Source organism: Chitinophaga ginsengisoli, assembly GCF_003014595.1.
In the GTDB taxonomy this organism is placed as follows: Bacteria; Bacteroidota; Bacteroidia; order Chitinophagales; family Chitinophagaceae; genus Chitinophaga; species Chitinophaga ginsengisoli.
Map to the genome: position 1 here is coordinate 1 of NZ_PYGK01000025.1, position 21,046 is coordinate 21,046.

The window sequence follows — 21,046 nt, forward strand, 5'->3', positions numbered from 1 at the left end:
ACTATTTTGATGTGCCGCCGTATACGGACCCGTACGTACGGTGGCTGGAGGGGACGGCATGCGAAATAATCTCATGCCTCCTACTCACTTGTAGCGCGGGGTGCAACCCCGGGGATCCATGAAACGCGCGGGGTGCAACCCCGGGGATCCATGAAACGCGCGGGGTGCAACCACGGGGATCCGTGAAATGCGCGGGGTGCAACCACGGGGTGGGTGACAACCCCATTGAAAAAATATTATGATAGAAATAGGAATAGACAGTTTTGCAGCCCGGTTTACGGACAACGCTGCAGCAGCATTGAGCGACAAAGACGCTATGTTCCAGCTGCTGGAAAGAATGGAACATGCAGACAGATCAGGCCTGGATGTATTTGGTATTGGCGAACATCACCGGAAAGGCTTCCTGGATGCAGCACCTACGCATATACTGGCAGCAGCTGCCTCCCGCACTAAGCGGATAAAGCTGGCCAGCGCGGTAACCGTATTAAGCGCAATAGACCCGGTAAGGGCATTTCAAAACTTCGCTACCTTAGACCTGATCTCTGGTGGCCGGGCTGAAATGGTAGTGGGAAGAGGCTCTTTTACAGATGCTTTCCCTTTGTTCGGTTATAACCTGGACGATTATGATGAGCTCTTTGCAGAGAAACTGGAACTCTTACTGGCAATAAGAGAGAATGAATTTGTGACCTGGTCTGGTAAGTTCCGTCCTGCATTGAAGAATCAACCGGTATACCCAAGACCTGTTCAGGAACAACTACCCATCTGGCTGGGCGTAGGTGGTACACCACAATCGTTCGTACGTGCAGGTGCATTGGGATTACCCCTGATGGTGGCGATCATCGGTGGCGAAACACATCGTTTCCGTCCGCTGGTTGATCTGTACAGGGAAGCAGGAAGAAGGGCAGGACATGCACCGGAGAAACTAACAGTAGGACTGCACTCCTTAGGATATCTTGCAGAGACTACAGAACAGGCTATTGAAGATTTCTACCCGGGATATGCGGCAAGCATGACGAAGGTAGGGAAAGAGCGTGGCTGGCCTCCGATGACGAAAGAGCGTTTTATGAGTCAGATGGGGCCGACAGGTGCCTTATTGGTCGGTAGCGTGGAAGAGATTGCGGAGAAAGTATTGAGGCACGCTGATGCCCTGGGAGGTATCTCCAGGCTTACTTTCCAGATGGATTCTGCAGAAGTATCGCATGATAAGCTGATGAATGCGATTGAGCTGATAGGAACGAAGCTGAAGCCGTTGGTAAATAATTCATCAAGATGATTTTAGTTCATCAGGTTCAGGAAAAGTATTAGTATATTAGCTAAAACACCCTGAACCTGATGAAACCAAGAAAATTCCTCGATTATGTTATCCCGTTAATTCTTTTACTGGTACAGCTTTACACGTTTTATCTCATTAACACAACGGACTATGCGGTGAATAACGACGGTAAGTTTTACATCGGTATCGGCGCTGTAATAGCAAGCATGGTTGTAATGCGCTTTAATCCCCGGATCGGGAAATTGATGACACTAGGCATATTGGTGGCCGGGCTTTTTGGTTGGATTGTCTTCTCGTCTACACGCAAGATTTTGTCAACAAATATCTTTTTTGGAATAGAATACCGGTTGGAACTTCTCTCGCTTGGACTGCTGATTCTATTTATCGTTTTCAACTTCAGGTCACTAAAGCGATATTTAAAGTGGCTGCTGCAGAGAGAATCTGAACCGCAAGGGTAAATTACCCCATTCAGAATCCTGTTTCCCCCGAAAAAATACAAACTAGTTGGTATTGTTATTTTGAATAGCTTGTCTCACTTTTAATATTTGGCGAACTAATAGCACCTCCATGTCATATAGCATAGGTAGTAATACCCATTGTATCTAAGCCGGCCCCAAGCTAACAGAACATTTCATGGTTCTGTATGTTCATTGCGGGAAGGATTAAACAATTCCACCAAGATGCAACTCTCAAAGATCATTTTATGGCCGGAGAATAAAAGCCTGGATATCAGGATCATTCAATTCGTTGCGGGAAAGGTGAATTACATTATCGGAGATTCTGATACCGGGAAATCCAGTATATGGCCGATCATTGACTATTGCCTTTGCAGTAGTGAACTAAGAGTGCCCATAGGACCGGCAAGGGACTTCACCAGCTGGTTCGGGATTGTTTTATCCAATGGAGAGGAACAGCTCCTTATTGCCCGTCAGAATAGTGCCCTTAAAAATGAGCAGACACAGAAGAACCGGCAGTCGGTGTATATGCTCTTAGAGGGACGTGACCTTGATATTCCTGCCAGTCCACGGAAGAATACAGACGAAGCCTCTGTAGAAAAGCTGGTGGCCGGTAAATTCAATTCTTTCCTGCATGAAATTCCCCGGAAGTTGTGGGATGAACATGAACTGCAGGACAAAAAGATAGGCAAGATCTCCTTCAGGGATACGCTGACCCTCAATCACCAGATGCAGTATGCACTATTGAATCCCTCTTCCTTTATAGCCGATTCTCACTACATTTCTATACTAAAGCTGAAGAAGGTATTACCCCTGTTATTATACAGCAAGGAAACGGCTTATTACAGGTTAAAACGGGGTATCCAGAGTAAGGTACAGAACGAGCAGAAGAACTTTAAGGGACAGTTGTCAAATGTGAATGAGCGAATGGAACTGTTATACAGAGAGGCTTTCTCCCTGGGACTAGTGGACACGTATATGGACCCTGACGTGGTAAAACCGGAGAGTGATGAGCTGCGCCTGTATCTTGAAGGGATCCTATATTCAAAGGAAAGCCTTTTGGTGGCAGATGGCAATATCGGGCAGCACAGAGAGAAACTGCTGGTATTAGGACGAATCATGGAGTGCCTGGAATTTGCCCAGATCATTGATACGATGAACAAGTCTGATTATGAATTACAGCTGGTGACGTCAGATATTCATTCCATTGAATTCAACTCGCAGCATAATGGCACTATAGACGAAGAATTGTCCGGGCTATCGAAATTAATAAAGGCATACGCAAGGAAGTTAAAGCTGGAATACCTTGAATACACTCCCATCTTCGATGAAAAAGCAGCGATATTAAGGTTTCTGACGCCGGTAGATCAGCACGTATACCTTTATCAGCTGGGCAATACACAAAGTTATGTAGGGTACAATATCTCAACCTTTTTAAGCTTTCACGAATTCTTTCTGAAAAGAGACCAGAACCCCATTTTTCCTTTTTTGTTAATAGATCACCCTGGACAGGCTTTCTCTTCGGGTAAGAAAAGTGATGACCTGGACCGTATCCGGATACTGCATGAATGCCTTGATTTCGCCGTAGAGCGATTGAAAGGGGCCTTTCAGATAATAGTGCTGGAACGGGCTGCGCCTGAGAGAATGTTGCCTAATAGTGTGATGGTAGAAAACTGGTCCAATACCTCAAAACAAATGCTTATCCCCGATTCCTGGAAAATCAACAGCAATGAGACACGGAAATAAAATTAATAAACTGGGCAGAACCTCCGCACACAGGAAAGCCCTGTTAAGGAACCTGGCGATCGACCTCTTTGATCATGGATATATTGCTACCACACTGGCAAAGGCTAAAGAACTCAAGCCCTTTGCAGAAAAGATCATCACCAAGGCGGTGAAGGTCCATAAGGCCGAAACATTTGGCCGGAGGATAACGCTAAGCAGGGAGATCGAAAAGAATATCCATCAGTATGAAGTTTATCTGAAGCTGATAAACGTATGGGGAATGTTGTGCCTGAACAGGCAGGGCGGCTATCTGCGGATTATCAAAATGGGAACCAGGAAAGGAGACAATTCCGAAATGGCATATATCGGGATCGTACTGAATGAGGGGTACAGGGATGCAACTACCTATCCCGGTATCGCCTTTAAGTCTATGTTTAATAACCTGAGCACTTCTTTAATTGATAATCATCTGTTGAATAAGAACCTGCTGACCCAGTGGTATCATGCTACCATGCCACAGATAGACATGGATGGAACGCTGACTACGACGACCAACAGGAAGATCATCCGGTTTAAAATACAATTTCACGGGGTTGACCTGGAGGACGTCAACTGGCCGGTTTTTAATAGCCGTTATGTTGACCTGCCTGTCAGCCTGCACTTGTATATGGATGCCGACCAAATGGAAATAGAGAAAAAGGAAGGAGAGGAAAGAGAATCCCCTGGGAAGAACCTCGCGGAAAATAAGCCTGCAGTGAAATATAAATATGAGATCAAATCGGAAGATCACTTCACCATGCTGCCTTCGTACAATGAAAAGAATATCATTAAACTCCTGGTACCTCCGCTAAAGGACTCCCGGACCGTGGAAGGTGAAGTCGTTATTGAGAAAAATGAAGATGGGAGTCTGCCCCGCCTAGACTATTGCTATCTGACCATTAGAGGCCCTATCAGTGACATATACATTTTCAATTTCCTCAAGAAAAAAAAGTAAAAGATGAATAGTCATGATGAATTGCTTGCGATCAAGCAGATGGTCCAGTTTAATTTTTATAAAGTTGTTGAAGATAAGGACCGGATAAGGCTTAAGATCGTATACCGGAATCAGAAGGTCCTTACAGACTGGATATACCTGAATAAAAGTGATTTCGACAGTAAGAGAAATAAGCTGAGTGTACTGCTCGCGAAGTTTATCAAAAGCAGATCAAAAAGAGACCTTTACGAGCTGGCATATATCGGGTATGATATGTTTAAAAAGATCGACGAGGAGCTGGAGAAGCAGGATAAGGATTTCTATGCGCTGGATTGGAATATTGAGATACTGAACAATATAAAGAGCACGAAGAAGCCGATAAGCAAAGTGAAGTATACCAGGGTGCTGGAAGCTAATTTTCCGCCTGATTTTTCATTCTGCCTGGGCCTGATGTTTCCCAGAGAACCCAACAAACAGGAATGGGAAGAGTATTCAACGAGTGAATTGCTGCAGCTTTTCTTTGACTTCCGCTTTAAGATCATTAACAATATAGACCGTGCAGAATTTAAAAAGGGACTTTATCTGCATGAAGGCCCTTTGAAGAATGGCGCTACTATCAAAGCGATACACGCCACCAATTCGGATCTTCATATTTCTGACCTGGAAAAGAATGCGCTGGCACATGATCCCAGTGTGATGAAATATGAAGTGGAGAGTTATAACGATCTGATTGACTTTTGGAAGAATAAGGAACATCCCCGGTTTATCTTGTTTTCGACCCATTATTCAGAAGAAGTGGAAGATCGTTTTCGTTTTACACTGACGCATGATAATTTTACGAATCATCACCTGGTAAGAATTGGCAAGATCCCTCACGATCAGAAGGCGCTCCTCTTCCTGAATTGCTGTAAAACAGGGAATCTGCCGTACGACGGCTTTTCTAACGTACTGACCTACCTGTACCCTGATTATTCACTGGGGTTCATAACAACGGCTTTCAATCTGAGAAGTGCGGATGCTGACGCTTTCCCCGACAGGTTCAACAGGATATTTATGCAGGAAAATATGATGATCCTGGATGCTTTTGTAAAGACGAAAAACTTCCTTGTTTTTCAATCAACCCCTCCACAGTATGCCGCATTCGGTTATATGTTGTGGCAGGTAGCACCGGATCTGACGTATGCTAAAAAGTCCATCAAAAGGATCAACAGGAAAGTGAAGTAGGTTAATCCGCTTTCAGATACTTCACCGGGTTTGTCAGCGCTACTTTCAGCGCCTGATAACTCACCGTCAGTATGGCTACTATCAGCGCAAATACGCCCGCCAGTACAAACATCCATCCGCTGATGGGAATGCGGTAGGCAAAGTTGCTGAGCCATTTCTCCATGGCCCACCAGGCTATCGGGCAGGATAAAAGAATGGCAATGAATACCAGTTTTACGAAATCCCTCGACAGTAATACCGCAATATAGGAAGACGATGCACCCAGCACTTTCCGTATACTCACTTCTTTGATGCGCAATTGCGCTGAATAGGCTGATAATCCGAACAGCCCCATACAGGATATAAATATAGCGAAGGCAGCGAAAGCTTTGAATATACTGCTCATCTGGTTTTCAGACGCATAGAGGTGATTAAGTTTGTCGTCAATGAAGGTATATGTGAATATACCGGATGGTGTGAGCGCCTTTATTTTCTTCTCCATGAAAGCAAGTGCCGCTTGTATATGCCCGGGTTTTATTTTCAGCAGGAGGTAATTGGCCCGATAAGGATCGTACTTAATAACAAGCGGATCTACCGGAGAATGCAGGGACGCAAAGTTGAAGTTTTTCACGACACCCACTACAGTACCGGTATCACCGTCCAGGATGATCTGCTGGCCAAGAGGTGATTTCAGCTGATAGGTTTTCACCGCGGACTCATTGAGAATAAACTCCTTGTTCTTCACCGCCGGCATTTGGTTGAAGAAGTTCCGGCCCTGCAGCAAAGGGATCTGTAAAGTAGATAAAAGCCGCTCATCTGCCCACATGATACGGGTGTTGTTAAACGCCTGGTCGGGGTCTGCAGCTATCGGCCGTAAAGACTGTGAGCTAAACCGGTCGCCCGGAAGGGTAGAAACGATGGAGTAATCAGCGATATCGGGGTTCTGACTAATGTCGTTGATCAATGCGCCAAACCGTTGCCACATGGGCCCGTAGATCGTTATCCCTGCCAGTTGTGCGCGATCAAATCCAAGGTCTTTGTTGTGGAAGAACCTGATCTGCCGATAGATCACAATGGTACTGATGATCATAAATACAGATACCACGAACTGAAAGATGACTAAGCCTTTTCTGACAGCGTTTGTGGAGCTTCCCGGGTTGCCTTTGCCTTTGAGTGCAGTGACAGGATGGAAGCGCGCCACGCTCCAGGCGGGATAGCTGCCGGCAAGCAATCCTATAAATGCCACCAGCAACACAATGATACCCAGGTTGGAGGCGGTCAGGATATTGGACATATACAGTGGCCGGAAAGCGAGCTCGTTGTAGAAAGGAACGGCTGTCTTAAACAGGACCATTGCCACTACGGTGGCGAGCAGGGTGGTGAGTAGTGATTCTCCCAGGAACTGTCTGATCACCTGCTTTTTTGTGGCACCTACCACTTTGCGCATGCCTATTTCCTTCATCCGGCCAAAGGCCTGTGCCGTATATAGATTGATAAAATTGACAGCAGCTACAAGCAGGATGAATAAGGCTGCCAGGGAAAAGATCCTTACATAGGTAATATCGCTGTTAAGCCCCATTTCCTTTTCAAGTTTGGAATGGAGATGGATGTCTTTAACAGGCTGCAATGCGATAAGCCGGTCTGCTATGATATCCTCACGGGTTTCACCGATCGGCAGATAAAATTTTACCGTTAAATCAGTCAGCCGTGACCGTACCTTCGGAAGAGAGCTTGCTTTGTCAAGCACTACATAGGTATAAAAGCCATTCCATGTTCTGTTGGCCAGTGACTGATCGTCTATATAACGGTGAATGGTAGCCATAGACACCAGGTAGTCAAACTGCAAATGAGAAGGGAAGCTATGTTCCCGGATAACGCCCGTGACCCGCAGAGGCACGCCATTTATATCATCCTGCAGCACCTTGCCCATAGCATCTGCGCCATGGAAATATTTCTGCGCCATTTTTTCGGTAATGATGATATTACCGGGTGTTGTCAGCGCTGTTGTCTTATCTCCCGACACAAAATCAAGATCGAAAACATCCGTTACCGTAGGATCAGCAAAAAAGCCGCCTTTCTCCTCAAATTTAGTCAGCGTACCATTGGGCGCTTTATAACTGAATACCTGGCAGGGATAGAGCCTGTGGAAGCGAACCACAGCGGTTACTTCGGGAATTTCTTCCTGCATGACAGTACCGGTCGGAAAAGAGGTGGCAGCCCAGCTCTGGGCATCTTCACCGCGACCTAACATCGTTACACGGAAGATGCGGTCTGCTTTGGAAAAGCCTTTATCATAATCCAGTTCCTGTCTTACGTGAAAGATGATCAACAGGGCGCATGCCAGTCCGAGTGCCAGACCAGCTATATTGATGGTAGTGAAGAGTTTATTCTTCCAGAGGTTGCGTAAGGCTATTTTAAGGTAACTCTGTAACATACAATGATGGAATATACTAAGTATCCACCAAGTAAGTGCCGGATTATTAAGACCTTAATAATCAGCTATGTAATGATAGGGGTCAGGACCAAAATGTCCGTTTTTAGTACAATATCTGTTCACTTTTACAAAGTATCGCCGTAGTTCGGTAGTTTTGTGACGGATTTCAACCTATAGACGAACATGAAACAATTATCGATCATTAGTCTGGCCTTGCTTTTCAGCCTGATAAGTTACGGACAGGAAAACTGGACCTTAAAGACCAACAAGGATGGTATAGCCATCTATACCAAAACTATCGAAAACTCTGCCTATAAGGGCATCAAGGTAAAGTGCTCTTTACAAGCCACCTTGTCACAGTTTGTAGCAGTGATCATGGATGTTAATACCGCCACAGAGTGGTTATACAGCACGAAATCAAGCACTTTACTGAAAGAGATTTCTCCTGCGGAGGTTTACTATTATTCAGAAGTTGGATTGCCATGGCCCCTGAGTAACAGGGATTTTGTTTGTCACCTGACAGCGAAGCAGGACGCCCATACCAGAGTGGTGACGATTGATGGTCCTGTAGTACCGGACTATATGGCTGAAAAGAACGGTATTGTACGTGTGAAACACTCTTCCGGAAAATGGATCATTACGCCGGCAGAGAATAACATGGTAAACATCGAGTATACGCTGGAAGCTGATCCTGGTGGTAGTATTCCTGCATGGCTGGTGAACTTGTTTGCGACCAAAGGCCCTATGGAATCTTTCAGAAAACTGAAAGTCCAGATCAACAAACCGCAGTATAAGAAAGCGCAGTATGCCTTTATAAAGAACTGACGGCTACAGTATTACCATCTCTTCCCTGCAACTTTTCCTATATACGTGCCCTGCATTTGTCGGCCCGCTACGGTAATGTCGTAGTCTATCGTAAAGGTTTCCCCGTTATTGCTGACATTCATGGTACCCGCTGTTACACCTGTTATCTGATATCCGTTGCCATACACGCCACTAGGTGTGTATTTGACTATTGCATTGGAAAAATTCTTCCGCTTGTCATAAGCGGCATTATTGTGGTCCATATAAGTGTACTTACGGGAGAAATACAGACTGTCAACAAAGATCTGTACCGTGTTCTCAACGTATTCGGGCGCCCGGGGAACATTGGTGAGTACCAGTCCCTCTGTGCCCGTCCAGTATGTATAGTCTGAGAGATAAGATTGCCCTTCTATCGTGAAAGTCCCGCCTGTTGGTTGTACGTCACTATCCTTTCCCCCTTGCCCGTCTTTCCTGCATGCACTGGCAAAAATACCTGCCGCCAGCATATACAAAGCGAGTTTTTTCATAGATCTATGGTTTTTATAGATTGGTTCCTTGTGGTAACAAGCTGATGTAGACCTGTTTACGCCTGCAAATATACATATTTATTTATTGGTTATGTTGGTTTCGGGGGAATTGGTTCCCGGGGGAATCACCCGCGTTACAAACATCGGGTTCCCGGGGGGATCTCCCCGCAATCATTTCCATCCCCGGGGTTATCACCCCGCAATCATTTCCGTCCCCGGGGTTATCACCCCGCGCTACAAACAAGGGGACTCCTACGGAGTCCTATTATGTTTTGTTGATAATGTGTTTGTTCCCCCGGATTGTACCCTACAAACAAAAGGACTCCGCTGGGAGTCCTAATTATGTTTTGTTGATGACGTGTTCTTACATGTTGTTATATACACCCTGCATCTCGCGCGTCAGCTGATCGTAGATCGGCTTGGTGAACTGCAGGAATAATTCCTGGGGAGGAGGCGGAGGGATGTCTTCGCCCACCATCAGGGCTTTATCTTCATCGCTGAGCGCACGTTCGTCGCCTTTATAATAGCCGTACTGGTTCATCCAGGTATAGCTACCGGGAAGCCTGTCGGTGCGGATGATATTATTGGTGGCCACATCGATCAGCTGGTAGTCCAGCAGGCCTTTGGAAACAACGGTGGCCTTTACAACATATACTTTCGCTTTTACGGTAGCATAGCGGTTGATAACGGCTTTACCGGTGCTGTCTTTGACGCTACCTACAACGATCTCTTTGGAGACTTCTCTTTCTGAGCGGTCTACGTAGGTTTGTCCTACTACGAAATCGTTGAAACTCATTTCCAGGAACTGGTCGGGTTGTATTTTATTGTTACGGGCGATGCGCTCGTCGGTAAATTGTACAAAACGGTTGATGTTCCGCTGCTGCAGGTTGCGGATCAGTACATCACGGAACTGGTCAGCGCTGAACTGGTAGTAGGAAGAGCGAACGTCTACGTGTCTTACCACTACATTCACGAGGCCTCTCTGGAAGGCTTCGTCCATGAGTTGAGCGGAATTGCGGTAGTTAGGGATCAGGTTCAGGGCAGCCTGGAATTCATCAAAAGCCTGCCTTGCAGCCGCTTTATCGCCCTGATCGAGAAGGGAGGCCCCTCTGTCGTACCGTACCTGGGCAGCGTTCTCCTGCGCCCCGGAAATGGCATTACGATAATCTTTTGGTTTCACAATGGCCAGTGCTGCAGGAGAGGCGTGAATGCCATCGTACAGACGCTGGAGCGCGCGGTATTCCGTGCGGATGTATTCCCATTTCAGCGGGTCGTTGGAGATCATGTACCCATTGACTTTGTCTTCGTGGGCACGTTGGGCCTGTGTATAGGCTTGAGGAAGTAGTTGTAGTGAAACAGTGTTGTCAGGTCTTTTCTGTAATTTTTTTACGAACGCCAGCACCGCTTCATCGTAGCGGCCTTTGTTGTAGAGTTTTTCACCCGATTTACAGGACAGTATCAGTAGGATAGGGGCAATCAGCCACAGGAGACGGTTTTGCATATACTCGAATAATAGATTTTCTTATTTCAGGAATCTTCTGATCTCCCTGTCCGTTTCACGTTGCTTGATGCTTTCGCGTTTATCGTGCAGCTTTTTACCTTTACCCAGACCGATCTCTATCTTAGCCAGGCTTTTGTCGGTAATGAAGATGCGCAGCGGAATGATGCTATAGCCTCGTTCTTTTATTTTACCTTCCAGTTTCCGTAGTTCCCGCTTGGTAAGCAGTAACTTACGTTCACGCAGGGGATCATGATTAGCATATGTACCGTGTGAATATTCGGCGATATGCAGGCTTTTAACAAACAATTCTCCTTTTGAGAAATAGCAGAATGAATCGTTGAAGCTTACCCTGCTTCCGCGGATGGACTTAATCTCCGTGCCTGTCAACACCATGCCGGCAATATACTTATCCTCTATTGCGTACTCGAAATATGCCGATCTGTTCTTGAGTTCTGCCATCTTTTTATTAGATAAGGACTTAAAAATTAGGAACTAAGAATTGAAATCCGGAAGCATCTCCCCATTCCCAATCCTTAATTCCTAATTCTTAAATTCTTCGGTTTTGGTGCTTAGTTTTTAAATAATTCCAATAACACTGCCAGGCGTTGTTTCATCTCCTTACGGTCGATGATCAGGTCCAGGAAGCCATGTTCCAGCAGGAATTCTGCGCTCTGGAAACCTTCCGGCAGGTCTTTTTTGATCGTTTCCTTGATAACACGCGGACCGGCAAAACCGATCAGTGCCTTAGGCTCTGCCACGTTCAGGTCGCCCAGCATCGCGAAGGAGGCCGTCACACCACCGGTGGTAGGGTCTGTCATCAGGGAAATATAAGGCAGCTTTGCTTCTGCCAGCTGTGTCAGTTTTGCGGACGTTTTAGCCATCTGCATCAGGGAGAAGGCACTTTCCATCATACGGGCACCTCCTGATTTGGAGATGATCATCAACGGCATTTTGTTCGCAATGCAATAATCGATGGAACGGGCGATCTTTTCACCTACCACGGAACCCATGGAGCCCCCGATGAAGGCAAAGTCCATACAGGCAATCACCAGGTCATTTTCCTGTACCTTACCTACACCTACCCGCATCGCATCTTTCAGTCCTGACTTTTTCTGTGCATCTACCAGTCTGGCGCCATAAGGCTTCAGGTCCTTGAAACCAAGGAAGTCTTTCGGATAAATGTTGTCAAAAAGCTCTTCGAATTGATTATCGTCAAATAATATTTCGAAATACTCGGCCGAATTGATGCGATTGTGGTAATTACACTTGTCGCATACGTAATAGTGCTCTTTCAGATCTTTTACTGTAGAGGTTTTTTTGCAGTTAGGACATTTGTGCCACAATCCATCCGGCGCCTCTTTCTTTTCACTTGTAGACGTTTGAATGCCTTGTTTAATGCGCTTAAACCAGCTTGACATATTGTGCTATTAGGTTACAAAATAGTTGTGCAAGATACAAATTATATTAACTTCCAAAGTATTCTACCCCTATAATTATACTTAAAGTACCTGGCAACCAATAATTTGATTGGAAAGATATATATATAAGTGGTATAATAAAAACGTGTTGACAAAAAAAATCCTCAGGAATGACTTCCTGAGGATGGATAAATTGTACCCGTTTGCGGATTATGCGTTCCTGCCGATGCAATTCAGGTCAGCAAAAGCTTCTTCAAGGCGTTTTACGAATGTTTCTTCACCTTTACGCAGCCATACGCGTGGGTCGTAGTATTTTTTGTTTGGCTTCTCAGGACCTTCCGGGTTACCCAGCTGTGCCTGCAGATAGTCTTTCTTTGCTTCATAGAAATCATGGATACCTTCCCAGAATGCCCACTGCATATCAGTATCGATGTTCATTTTGATCACACCGTAACCCAGCGCTTCGTTGATCTGGTGTTTAGGTGAACCGGAACCGCCATGGAATACATAGTATACTGGCTTAGCAGCGGTACCATGTTTCTTCTGAATGAACTCCTGGCTGTTCTGCAGGATGATCGGACGCAGTTCTACGTTACCCGGAGAGTAAACGCCGTGTACGTTACCGAAAGCTGCAGCTACAGTGAAACGGCTACCTACTTTAGACAGTGTTTCGTAAGCGTAAGCTACTTCTTCTGGCTGAGTATACAGTTTGTGGTTCTCAACGCCGGAGTTGTCCACGCCATCTTCTTCACCACCAGTTACGCCCAGTTCGATCTCGATGGACATACCCAGTTTGTTCATTCTCTCGAAATATTTCAGGGAAGTTTCTATATTCTCGTGCAGTGGCTCTTCAGAGAGGTCCAGCATGTGGGAGCTGTACAGTGGCTGACCATTCTGTTTCATGAAAGCTTCACCGGCATCCAGCAGACCATCGATCCATGGCAGCCATTTCTTAGCGGCGTGGTCAGTGTGCAGTACTACAGGAACACCGTAGTATTTTGCCACTTCGTGTACGTGTTTTGCACCGGAGATACCACCGGCAATGTTAGCCTGCAGCTTGTCGTTCGGCATTCCTTTACCCGCAAAGAACTGCGCGCCACCATTGGAAAACTGAATAATTACAGGTGAATTTACTTTGGCAGCGGTTTCCAGTACTGCGTTTACGGAATTGGTACCTACTACGTTAACAGCAGGCATTGCCCATGCGTTATTCTTGGCATCATTGTACAGCGCATCCAGCTCTTCGCCGAATAACACGCCAGCTCTGTATTTTCCCATAGCTTTCGGATTGTTTTACATTTAAGGACAGCAAATATAAGTACTAAAGATTAACTATTATAGTAGATTTCTGAATTAGAATTGGATGAATCACGAAATATTTGGTGTTTTTTATAGGAATTCGTCATTTTTTCGGGCGAATTCTTGTTGCTGGACATAGATTTTGTGCCACTGATTCGATATTGTCTCATTAGCCTCCTTTTACGGGGTTGCTTATGGTCGGTTCCCTAACATTGTTCCGCCGGGATAACAGACAAGGTCATTCTCCCAGCCTTTCCCGGAAATCCCGGAAATATGCCGCCGCCTTTTCCAGCCGGCTGCCATACCAGGAGAACATTTCTCCGTCTACCAGTTCAACACGTACTCCCGGAAGTAGTCCCTGTAATTCTGCGATATGTTTCTCCTTAAATGGGTAAGGTTCCGAAGAAAGCAACACCAACTGGCAGTCCCTGGTTCGCAAATGCTCAATGTCAATTGCCGGATACCGGTCAGTGCCAGCAAAAATATTCTCCAGCCGGCAATGTCCTAACATTGTATGGATAAAAGTATCCCCACCTGCTACCATCCATGGTTCCCGCCAGATGAAATAAGCAGTACGTAGCGGCGCCCGGTCCTGCTTACTTGCTTCTATTCGATTGAAACCCTGTGTGATATTGTTGATTATTTCGTCGGCCTGTTCACTTTTACCGGTGATCTCACCAATACTTTCGATCATTTCCAGTGCCTCATCCAGATAATGAATATCGCTCACCCACACAGGTACATGTTGCATCAGGTATTCCACCTGCTCCTGCGTATTTTCTTCCTTGTTGGCAATAACGAGATCAGGTTGCAGGGTAAGGATCTCTTCCAGGTGCAGTGTTTTCGTGCCTCCAATACGTGTCTTGGTCCGGAACCATTCCTCTGGATGGATACAGAATTTTGTAATGCCGATGACTTCTTCGTCCAGTCCCAGGTCGTACAGTAATTCCGTCTGCGAAGGGACCAGTGAAATGATCCGGCGGGGCGGGTAAGGAATGCTCACTTCCCGCCCCAGCTGGTCTTTGTAAATATTTGTTACCGGCATCAGTTGCCCGTTGTCGTTTTATTCATGATGACTGATCAGCTGCCCAGTGCCTGGATGATATCATACTTCGTTACGATATGCGGCTTGCCGCTGTCATCCTTGGTGATCACCGCTCCGTTCTCCTTGTTGATATAAACGGTCAGTTTTTCTATCGGCGTATCCATGCTCACTTCAGGGAAAGCATGCTGCATCACCTGTTTGATCTGTGCATCTTTCAGGTTAGCATCATCGATCAGGCGGTTGAAAAGTCCTCCTTCAGAAATAGCCCCAACGATCTGATTATTATGTAATACCGGCAGATGTTCGATGTCATACTTCTTCATCTTCACAATCGCCTCGCTCACTTTCTCTTCCTGGTTGATCGTTACCAGCGGCTGGTTGCGGCGACCGTTCACCACATCTTTCACCGTCTTCACATCCAGGAATCCGCGTTCCATCATCCACTGGTCATTGTACACCTTTCCTACATAACGGCTGCCATGGTCATGGAAGATCACTACTACCAGGTCGGTCGGTTTCAGTTTGCTTTTCAGCTGCAACAAGCCCGATACTGCCGATCCTGCGGAATAACCTACAAAAATGCCTTCCTCCTTGGAAATGCGGCGGGCCATGACAGCACCGTCCTTGTCAGTCACTTTTTCAAAATGATCGATCACACTCATATCGTAGTTCTGCGGTATGAAGTCCTCGCCGATGCCCTCCGTGATGTAAGGGTATACCTCGGTCATGTCCAGTTCACCAGTCTCGTGGTATTTTTTCAGCAGAGAACCATAACTGTCAATCGCCCATACCTGTATGTTTGGATTCTTTTCTCTCAGGAATTTACCTGCCCCTGTAATGGTGCCTCCGGTACCGGTAGCTACCACCAGGTGAGTGATCTTTCCGTCCGTCTGCTCCCAGATCTCCGGGCCTGTCTGCTCATAATGCGCGTCACGATTAGCCAGGTTGTCGTACTGGTTCACATAAAACGCATTCGGGATCTCCTGGGCCAGTCGGCGGGCTACAGAGTAATAAGAACGCGGATCTTCCGGTTCCACATTCGTAGGGCATACAATCACTTCTGCGCCTACAGCTTTGAGTATATCTACTTTCTCCTTGGATTGCTTATCCGTGGTAGTAAAGATGCATTTATATCCTTTGATCACTGCGGCCAATGCGAGGCCCATACCGGTATTGCCGGAGGTACCCTCGATGATGGTGCCGCCGGGTTTCAACAGTCCCTGTTTTTCGGCCTCTTCGACCATTTTTACGGCCATACGGTCCTTGATAGAGTTGCCGGGGTTAAAGAACTCAACTTTTGCCAGTACCGGACATGGAAGGCCGGCGGTAACGCGGTGTAATTTGACGAGTGGGGTGTTTCCGATTGTTTCGAGTATGCTATTGCAAAATTTCATATGAATCTTGTTGGACTGTGGCGAATGTAAGGAATTTCCGGTTGCGGGGAATGGGGGGGAAGGATGGGGGGATGTTTCTGTCCCGGGGGTGAAAACCCGACTCGGTCCCGGGGGGGTGAAACCCGTTTTTTTGTCCCCGGGGTTGAAAACCCCGGGCTACAAACAATGAGACCCCTACCGGGGTCTATTGGCGCGAATGATCGGGTACGGATAATACGCCTTTACTATGCTTTTGATATGCCTTTGCCATGGCTTTGGGTTGGACCTGTACCCGTACTGAATAGCATCTGATCCCTATATCTCCATATCGCTATGCCGTCATCTGGATATCACTTTACCGTCATTTGTATATCGATTCGATATAGAGATGTCGGTAAAATGATATGGAAATGACGGTAAAGTGATATGGAAGAATCGAATACAGACCCGTACCAGAGCGAGCACAGGCTGATACCAGAGCGAATCCGGAACGGAAACAATGGCTAAAAAGGAGGTTACGGTTTCTTAACAGGAATTGATTATCAAAGTAATTTCTATTATACTATCTTTGCATGTCATGAGTGAAAGGATTTTTATAACCGGGATAGGTACCGGGGTGGGGAAAACAGTCACTTCGGCCTGTGTAGTGGAAGCACTGCAGGCTGATTACTGGAAGCCCGTACAGACAGGACTGAAGGAGGGGACAGACACAGATACGGTAAAAAGTTTAATATCAAATCCGGTGTCGGTATGCCACCGGGAGGCCTACTGCCTGGAAGCGCCAGCCTCGCCACACCTGGCCGCCAGACTGGAGGATGTGAACATAAACGTTAAAAGGATACTTGAGCTGGCACACAGTATTCAGCCATCCAACCGGTCGTTGGTCATAGAAGGGGCCGGGGGACTGATGGTGCCATTAACGGAGCAGGTCTTCACCATCGATTTTATACAGCAACTGGAGGCAAAGGTCATTATTGTGGCCCAGAACTACCTGGGAAGCATCAACCATGCACTATTGACCGCCCGGGTACTGAAACAACACGCTATCCCTGTACTGGGCTGGATCTTCAGCGGAGAATACCATAGCAATGAAACCGAAGTGATAGGATGGAGCGGCTATCCGCTGCTGGGAAGGATACCTCACACAGGCCTGGTTGACAGGGCTTTTGTGAAGGAACAGGCAGAAAAGCTATCTTTGTGGTAATACAGATCCACTTGTTAACAAAAAAGGATATACGAAAGGAATACCTGGAAAAACGTCTAAACCTTCCGGATGATGTGATAGCCACCCTGAACAGGGAGTTATTAAACCAATGCCAGCTGCTGGATTACAGCACTTTCAGAATGGCACACATTTTTCTTCCCATCACTGAAAAGAAAGAAGCGGATACGTATGCACTGGTGCACTGGGCCAGAGAGGCCTATCCTAAATTGCAGTGGGCACTGTCAAAGTCAGACATGCGCAATGCGACGATGGAGCATTACCTGTGGAAACCGGAAACCGTACTGGTCAGGAACGCCTATGGTATACCGGAACCCGCCGGTGGACTACCCTTACTACCCGCAGAGATGGACCTGGTTTTTGTACCTATGCTCGCATTTGACAAAAGCGGCCAGCGGGTAGGATACGGAAAGGGGATGTACGACCGTTTCCTGAAAGAATGCCTGCCAACAGTGACCACCATCGGACTGTCATTGTTTGGACCGGTGGATGCCATTGAAGATGTGAACGCAAACGACGTTCCCCTGCACATGGTCATCACGCCGCAAACAATTTATGATTTCAAAAAAAGCAAGGAATGCTGAAACACCTGAAGATCTTATTATACCCTTTTTCACTGTTGTATGGCCTCGTGATGTGGAGCCGCAACCGTTTCTATGATACCAATATGCTGACTGCCGTGGAGTTTGACCTGCCCGTTATTGCTGTCGGCAACCTGTCAGTAGGAGGTACCGGTAAAACCCCGCACGTAGAACACCTCATCAGGATATTAAAGGATAAATACCGTGTAGCGACCCTCAGCCGGGGATACAACCGGCGTAGCAGCGGCTACCTGCTGGCCAATGAGACCAGCACAGCGGCGCAACTGGGCGATGAACCGATGCAGTTTCATCAGAAATTCCCGGATATAGAGGTCTGTGTAGGGGAGGAACGCATGCTGGCCATACCACAGCTGCTGGGAGAACGCCCCGAAACGGAAGTGATACTGCTGGACGATGCCTTCCAGCACCGCTCCGTAAGACCAGGCATGAATATCCTGATCACGGAGTATAACCGCCGCTTCACCAAGGATCATGTAGTACCTTTCGGCCGCCTGCGCGAAGGCCGTAAAGGCTATGAAAGGGCCAATTGTATCATTGTGTCCAAATGTCCGCCGCAACTGTCGAACGCTGAAAAAGCCGCCATCAGGCAGGAAATAAAGCCCCTGCCACATCAGCAACTGTTTTTTACTTCTCTGAAATATGGCGAACTATATGACATGTTCAGCGGCAACCCGGTTCCCGCGCCCGCAGATACCACTGTACTCCTCGTGTGTGGTATTGCCCGCCCGGAACCGCTTTTACAACAACTGAAGGAAAGCTATAAAAATGTGTTCCTCCTGCCTTTTCCGGATCATTATTACTATTCCGTCCCTGATCTGGAGAAAATAAACAGGGAACTTGGCAACCTTCCCGGCACCCACAAACTGGTGGTAACAACGGAAAAGGACGCGGTAAGACTACAACTGCTCGAAGACCGCCTGCGTCCCATGAACATACCCATAGCCGTTATGCCGGTAGAAATATCTTTCCTCTACGGGGAAGGAGAATCATTTAATAATTATATTTTTACTTACGTGGATCAGTTTGGAAGTAACCATGATTAAACGTTACGAGAATGACTAAAAAGAAAAAACCTCAAAAACACAGCAGCCAGAAGAAAACCTTTCGTGGCACTGTACAGATAACCCGCTCCGGGATGTCCTTTGTTATCATTGAAGGGCAGGAGAAGGACGTTATGGTCCGCCAGAAAAACCTTAATACCGCTCTTGATGGAGATGACGTACTTGTTGATGTGATCAAACAGGGTAAGAACGAAGGACGTATGGAAGGGGTGATAACGGAAATCGTTAAACGCAAAAAGATTGAGTTCACCGGTACCCTGCAGGTCAACAAAGGCTTCGCTTTCCTGGTACCGGAAAAAGGGCTCTTCATGCCCGATATATATATACCCGCCAATTCCATGAAGAATGCGAAGAACGGGGACAAAGCCGTCGTACGCGTAGTCGCCTGGGGCGAAAAGACCCGCAAACCCGTGGGCGAGATCGTGGAAGTACTGGATGCCAGCAATACCAACGACCTGGCCATGAAGGAGATCCTGATAGAAAGCGGATTCCCGCTCAGCTTCCCCGGCGAGGTCATGAAGGAACTGGCGCAGATCACCGAGAACATAGACGCAGAAGAGATAAAGAACAGGAAGGACTTCCGTAAGATCCTCACCTTCACGATCGACCCTGTTGATGCAAAGGATTTTGATGATGCGATCTCTATCCGTAAGCTGCGTGGGAGCTGGTATGAAGTAGGTGTGCATATTGCTGACGTGAGTCACTATGTATTGCCGGATACAGCCCTGGATAAGGAGGCCGACAAACGCGCTACTTCCGTATACCTGCCAGACCGTGTACTGCCTATGCTGCCGGAAAAGATCTCCAATGAGCTGTGCTCCCTGCGTCCGCATGAAGACAAGCTGACCTTCTCTGCCGTTTTTAAAATGAATGATAAGGGTGAGATCAAAGAACACTGGCTGGGCAGGACGGCGATACATTCCAATCACCGTTTCACTTATGAAGATGTGCAGGATATCATAGAATCCGGTGAAGGACCTTACCAGGATGAGGTATTGTTATTGAACAATATTGCACAAACCTTGCGTAAGCAGCGTTTTGAGAATGGCGCTATCAATTTCTCCTCCCAGGAGGTACGCTTCCAGCTGGATGAGAATGCAAAGCCCATAGGTATCGTCGTAAAGGAGAGCAAAGAAGCGCACCAATTGATCGAAGAGCTGATGCTGCTGGCCAACAGGACCGTGGCGGAATATGTATATAATATCCGCATAGGTACCAACCAGCACGTACCATTCCCATACCGTGTGCATGATACGCCGGATGAGGAAAAGTTGAAAGTGTTCTCCGGTTTTGCCCGTAAGTTCGGTCATAAGCTGGAAATAGATAATCCGGATAAACTGGCCCGTTCCTTTAATGAAATGTTGCAGCTGGCCCATGGTAAACCTGAACAGCATGTATTGGAAACCCTGGGTATCCGTACGATGGCGAAAGCGGCTTATACGGTGGATGATATCGGTCACTACGGATTAGGATTTGATCACTACTGTCACTTTACCTCTCCGATACGCCGTTATCCGGATGTACTTGTACATCGTGTTTTGCAGCAATGCCTGACGCACAATATCCATCCTGATAAGCAGATGGAGAAGAAGTGTAAGCATTCCTCTGAAATGGAACGTAAGGCCATGGATGCGGAAAGAGCGGCCAATAAATATAAACAGGTGGAATATATGCAGCAGTACATCGGCGAAGAATTTGACGGTGTAGTGAGCGGTGTGGCCCACTTTGGCTTCTGGGTGGAAACAGTGGATACCAAGTGTGAAGGGCTGGTGAGTATTCATAACATGAGCACCAAAGACGAATTCAAGTATGACGAGAATGAGTATGCCCTGATCGGTATGTTCACCGGCAAAAAGATCCGTATAGGTGATAAAGTAAGGATACAGGTGGTAGCTGCCAACCTGGTGAAACGCCAGCTGGACTATGACCTGATTGAAGAGGATGGAGGTGAGCCTGGACCATTCAGAAAGCCTGCGCGTAAGCCGGCGGCTACTGACAAGCCGGGACGCAAATCAGCGGCTGCTGACAGAAAGGAAACAAAGACCAAAGGAAAAAAGAAGGATACAAGCGATAAGAAGAAACCTGCATCTGCAAAGAGGCAGGCTTCCTCTTCCCGTAAAAAGCCATAATT

At 46.9% G+C, this 21,046-nt stretch carries 18 protein-coding genes; 10 read left to right on the plus strand and 8 right to left on the minus strand.

Annotation, left to right across the window (positions count from 1 at the left end; translation table 11 throughout):
* Positions 1–238: 238 nt before the first annotated feature.
* The 5 genes from CLV42_RS32365 to CLV42_RS32385 all read left to right on the plus strand — a co-directional run bounded on the left by CLV42_RS32365 (position 239) and on the right by CLV42_RS32385 (position 5,650).
* Positions 239–1,273 carry an LLM class flavin-dependent oxidoreductase gene (locus tag CLV42_RS32365; RefSeq protein WP_245901795.1) on the plus strand — a complete coding sequence of 345 codons (1,035 nt, stop codon included), beginning with the start codon at positions 239–241 and terminating at the stop codon, positions 1,271–1,273.
* A 59-nt stretch (positions 1,274–1,332) separates the two neighbouring features.
* Positions 1,333–1,731, plus strand: coding sequence for a hypothetical protein (locus CLV42_RS32370; protein ID WP_106606096.1), 399 nt, complete (start codon positions 1,333–1,335; stop codon positions 1,729–1,731).
* A 222-nt stretch (positions 1,732–1,953) separates the two neighbouring features.
* Positions 1,954–3,474: a DUF3732 domain-containing protein gene (locus tag CLV42_RS32375; RefSeq protein WP_106606097.1), complete on the plus strand. Its 1,521-nt coding sequence runs from the start codon at positions 1,954–1,956 to the stop codon at positions 3,472–3,474.
* Positions 3,458–4,447, plus strand: a complete 990-nt coding sequence (rplQ, locus tag CLV42_RS32380; RefSeq protein WP_106606098.1) for a 50S ribosomal protein L17 — start codon at positions 3,458–3,460, stop codon at positions 4,445–4,447. Before CLV42_RS32375 ends, rplQ begins: the two co-directional genes overlap by 17 nt.
* Positions 4,448–4,450: 3 nt before the next feature.
* The gene (locus CLV42_RS32385) at positions 4,451–5,650 is read left to right on the plus strand and encodes a hypothetical protein (protein ID WP_106606099.1); all 1,200 of its coding nucleotides are present in this window, start codon (positions 4,451–4,453) and stop codon (positions 5,648–5,650) included.
* Between the two features lies 1 nt (position 5,651).
* On the opposite strand, the gene CLV42_RS32390 is transcribed toward CLV42_RS32385, so the two are convergent.
* Positions 5,652–8,063 (minus strand): ABC transporter permease, encoded by a 2,412-nt coding sequence (locus tag CLV42_RS32390; RefSeq protein WP_106606100.1) that lies wholly within the window; start codon positions 8,061–8,063, stop codon positions 5,652–5,654.
* Between the two features lie 183 nt (positions 8,064–8,246).
* Between CLV42_RS32390 and CLV42_RS32395 the strand changes: the two genes are divergently transcribed.
* Complete coding sequence (locus CLV42_RS32395; RefSeq protein WP_106606101.1) at positions 8,247–8,888, plus strand: START domain-containing protein; 642 nt, start codon at positions 8,247–8,249, stop codon at positions 8,886–8,888.
* Between the two features lie 11 nt (positions 8,889–8,899).
* On the opposite strand, the gene CLV42_RS32400 is transcribed toward CLV42_RS32395, so the two are convergent.
* From CLV42_RS32400 to CLV42_RS32430, 7 genes are all read right to left on the minus strand, one after another.
* Positions 8,900–9,394, minus strand: coding sequence for a hypothetical protein (locus tag CLV42_RS32400; RefSeq protein ID WP_106606102.1), 495 nt, complete (start codon positions 9,392–9,394; stop codon positions 8,900–8,902).
* 364 nt (positions 9,395–9,758) lie between these two features.
* Positions 9,759–10,895, minus strand: coding sequence for a tetratricopeptide repeat protein (locus tag CLV42_RS32405; protein ID WP_106606103.1), 1,137 nt, complete (start codon positions 10,893–10,895; stop codon positions 9,759–9,761).
* 21 nt (positions 10,896–10,916) lie between these two features.
* Positions 10,917–11,354, minus strand: coding sequence for an SsrA-binding protein SmpB (gene smpB / locus CLV42_RS32410; RefSeq protein WP_106606104.1), 438 nt, complete (start codon positions 11,352–11,354; stop codon positions 10,917–10,919).
* 110 nt (positions 11,355–11,464) lie between these two features.
* Positions 11,465–12,313, minus strand: coding sequence for an acetyl-CoA carboxylase, carboxyltransferase subunit beta (gene accD, locus CLV42_RS32415; RefSeq protein ID WP_106606105.1), 849 nt, complete (start codon positions 12,311–12,313; stop codon positions 11,465–11,467).
* A gap of 210 nt (positions 12,314–12,523) precedes the next feature.
* The gene (gene fbaA, locus CLV42_RS32420) at positions 12,524–13,591 is read right to left on the minus strand and encodes a class II fructose-bisphosphate aldolase (RefSeq protein ID WP_106606106.1); all 1,068 of its coding nucleotides are present in this window, start codon (positions 13,589–13,591) and stop codon (positions 12,524–12,526) included.
* Positions 13,592–13,850: 259 nt separating this feature from the next.
* Positions 13,851–14,657, minus strand: coding sequence for an ABC transporter substrate-binding protein (locus tag CLV42_RS32425; protein ID WP_106606107.1), 807 nt, complete (start codon positions 14,655–14,657; stop codon positions 13,851–13,853).
* 35 nt (positions 14,658–14,692) lie between these two features.
* The gene (locus tag CLV42_RS32430) at positions 14,693–16,051 is read right to left on the minus strand and encodes a pyridoxal-phosphate dependent enzyme (RefSeq protein WP_106606108.1); all 1,359 of its coding nucleotides are present in this window, start codon (positions 16,049–16,051) and stop codon (positions 14,693–14,695) included.
* A gap of 556 nt (positions 16,052–16,607) precedes the next feature.
* Here CLV42_RS32430 and bioD point away from each other — a divergent pair.
* From bioD to rnr, 4 genes are read left to right on the plus strand one after another with little or no spacing between them, the layout of a single operon-like run.
* A complete protein-coding gene (gene bioD / locus CLV42_RS32435; protein WP_106606109.1) occupies positions 16,608–17,234 on the plus strand; it encodes a dethiobiotin synthase in 627 nt (208 codons plus the stop codon).
* A gap of 11 nt (positions 17,235–17,245) precedes the next feature.
* On the plus strand, positions 17,246–17,836 hold the full coding sequence (locus CLV42_RS32440; protein WP_170117734.1) for a 5-formyltetrahydrofolate cyclo-ligase: 591 nt from the start codon (positions 17,246–17,248) through the stop codon (positions 17,834–17,836).
* Entirely contained in the window at positions 17,830–18,897 is a 1,068-nt protein-coding gene (gene lpxK, locus CLV42_RS32445; RefSeq protein ID WP_106606111.1) for a tetraacyldisaccharide 4'-kinase, read from the plus strand. The genes CLV42_RS32440 and lpxK overlap by 7 nt, the downstream gene beginning before the upstream one ends.
* A gap of 11 nt (positions 18,898–18,908) precedes the next feature.
* Positions 18,909–21,044, plus strand: coding sequence for a ribonuclease R (rnr, locus tag CLV42_RS32450; protein ID WP_106606112.1), 2,136 nt, complete (start codon positions 18,909–18,911; stop codon positions 21,042–21,044).
* The last annotated feature ends 2 nt before the right edge of the window (positions 21,045–21,046 follow it).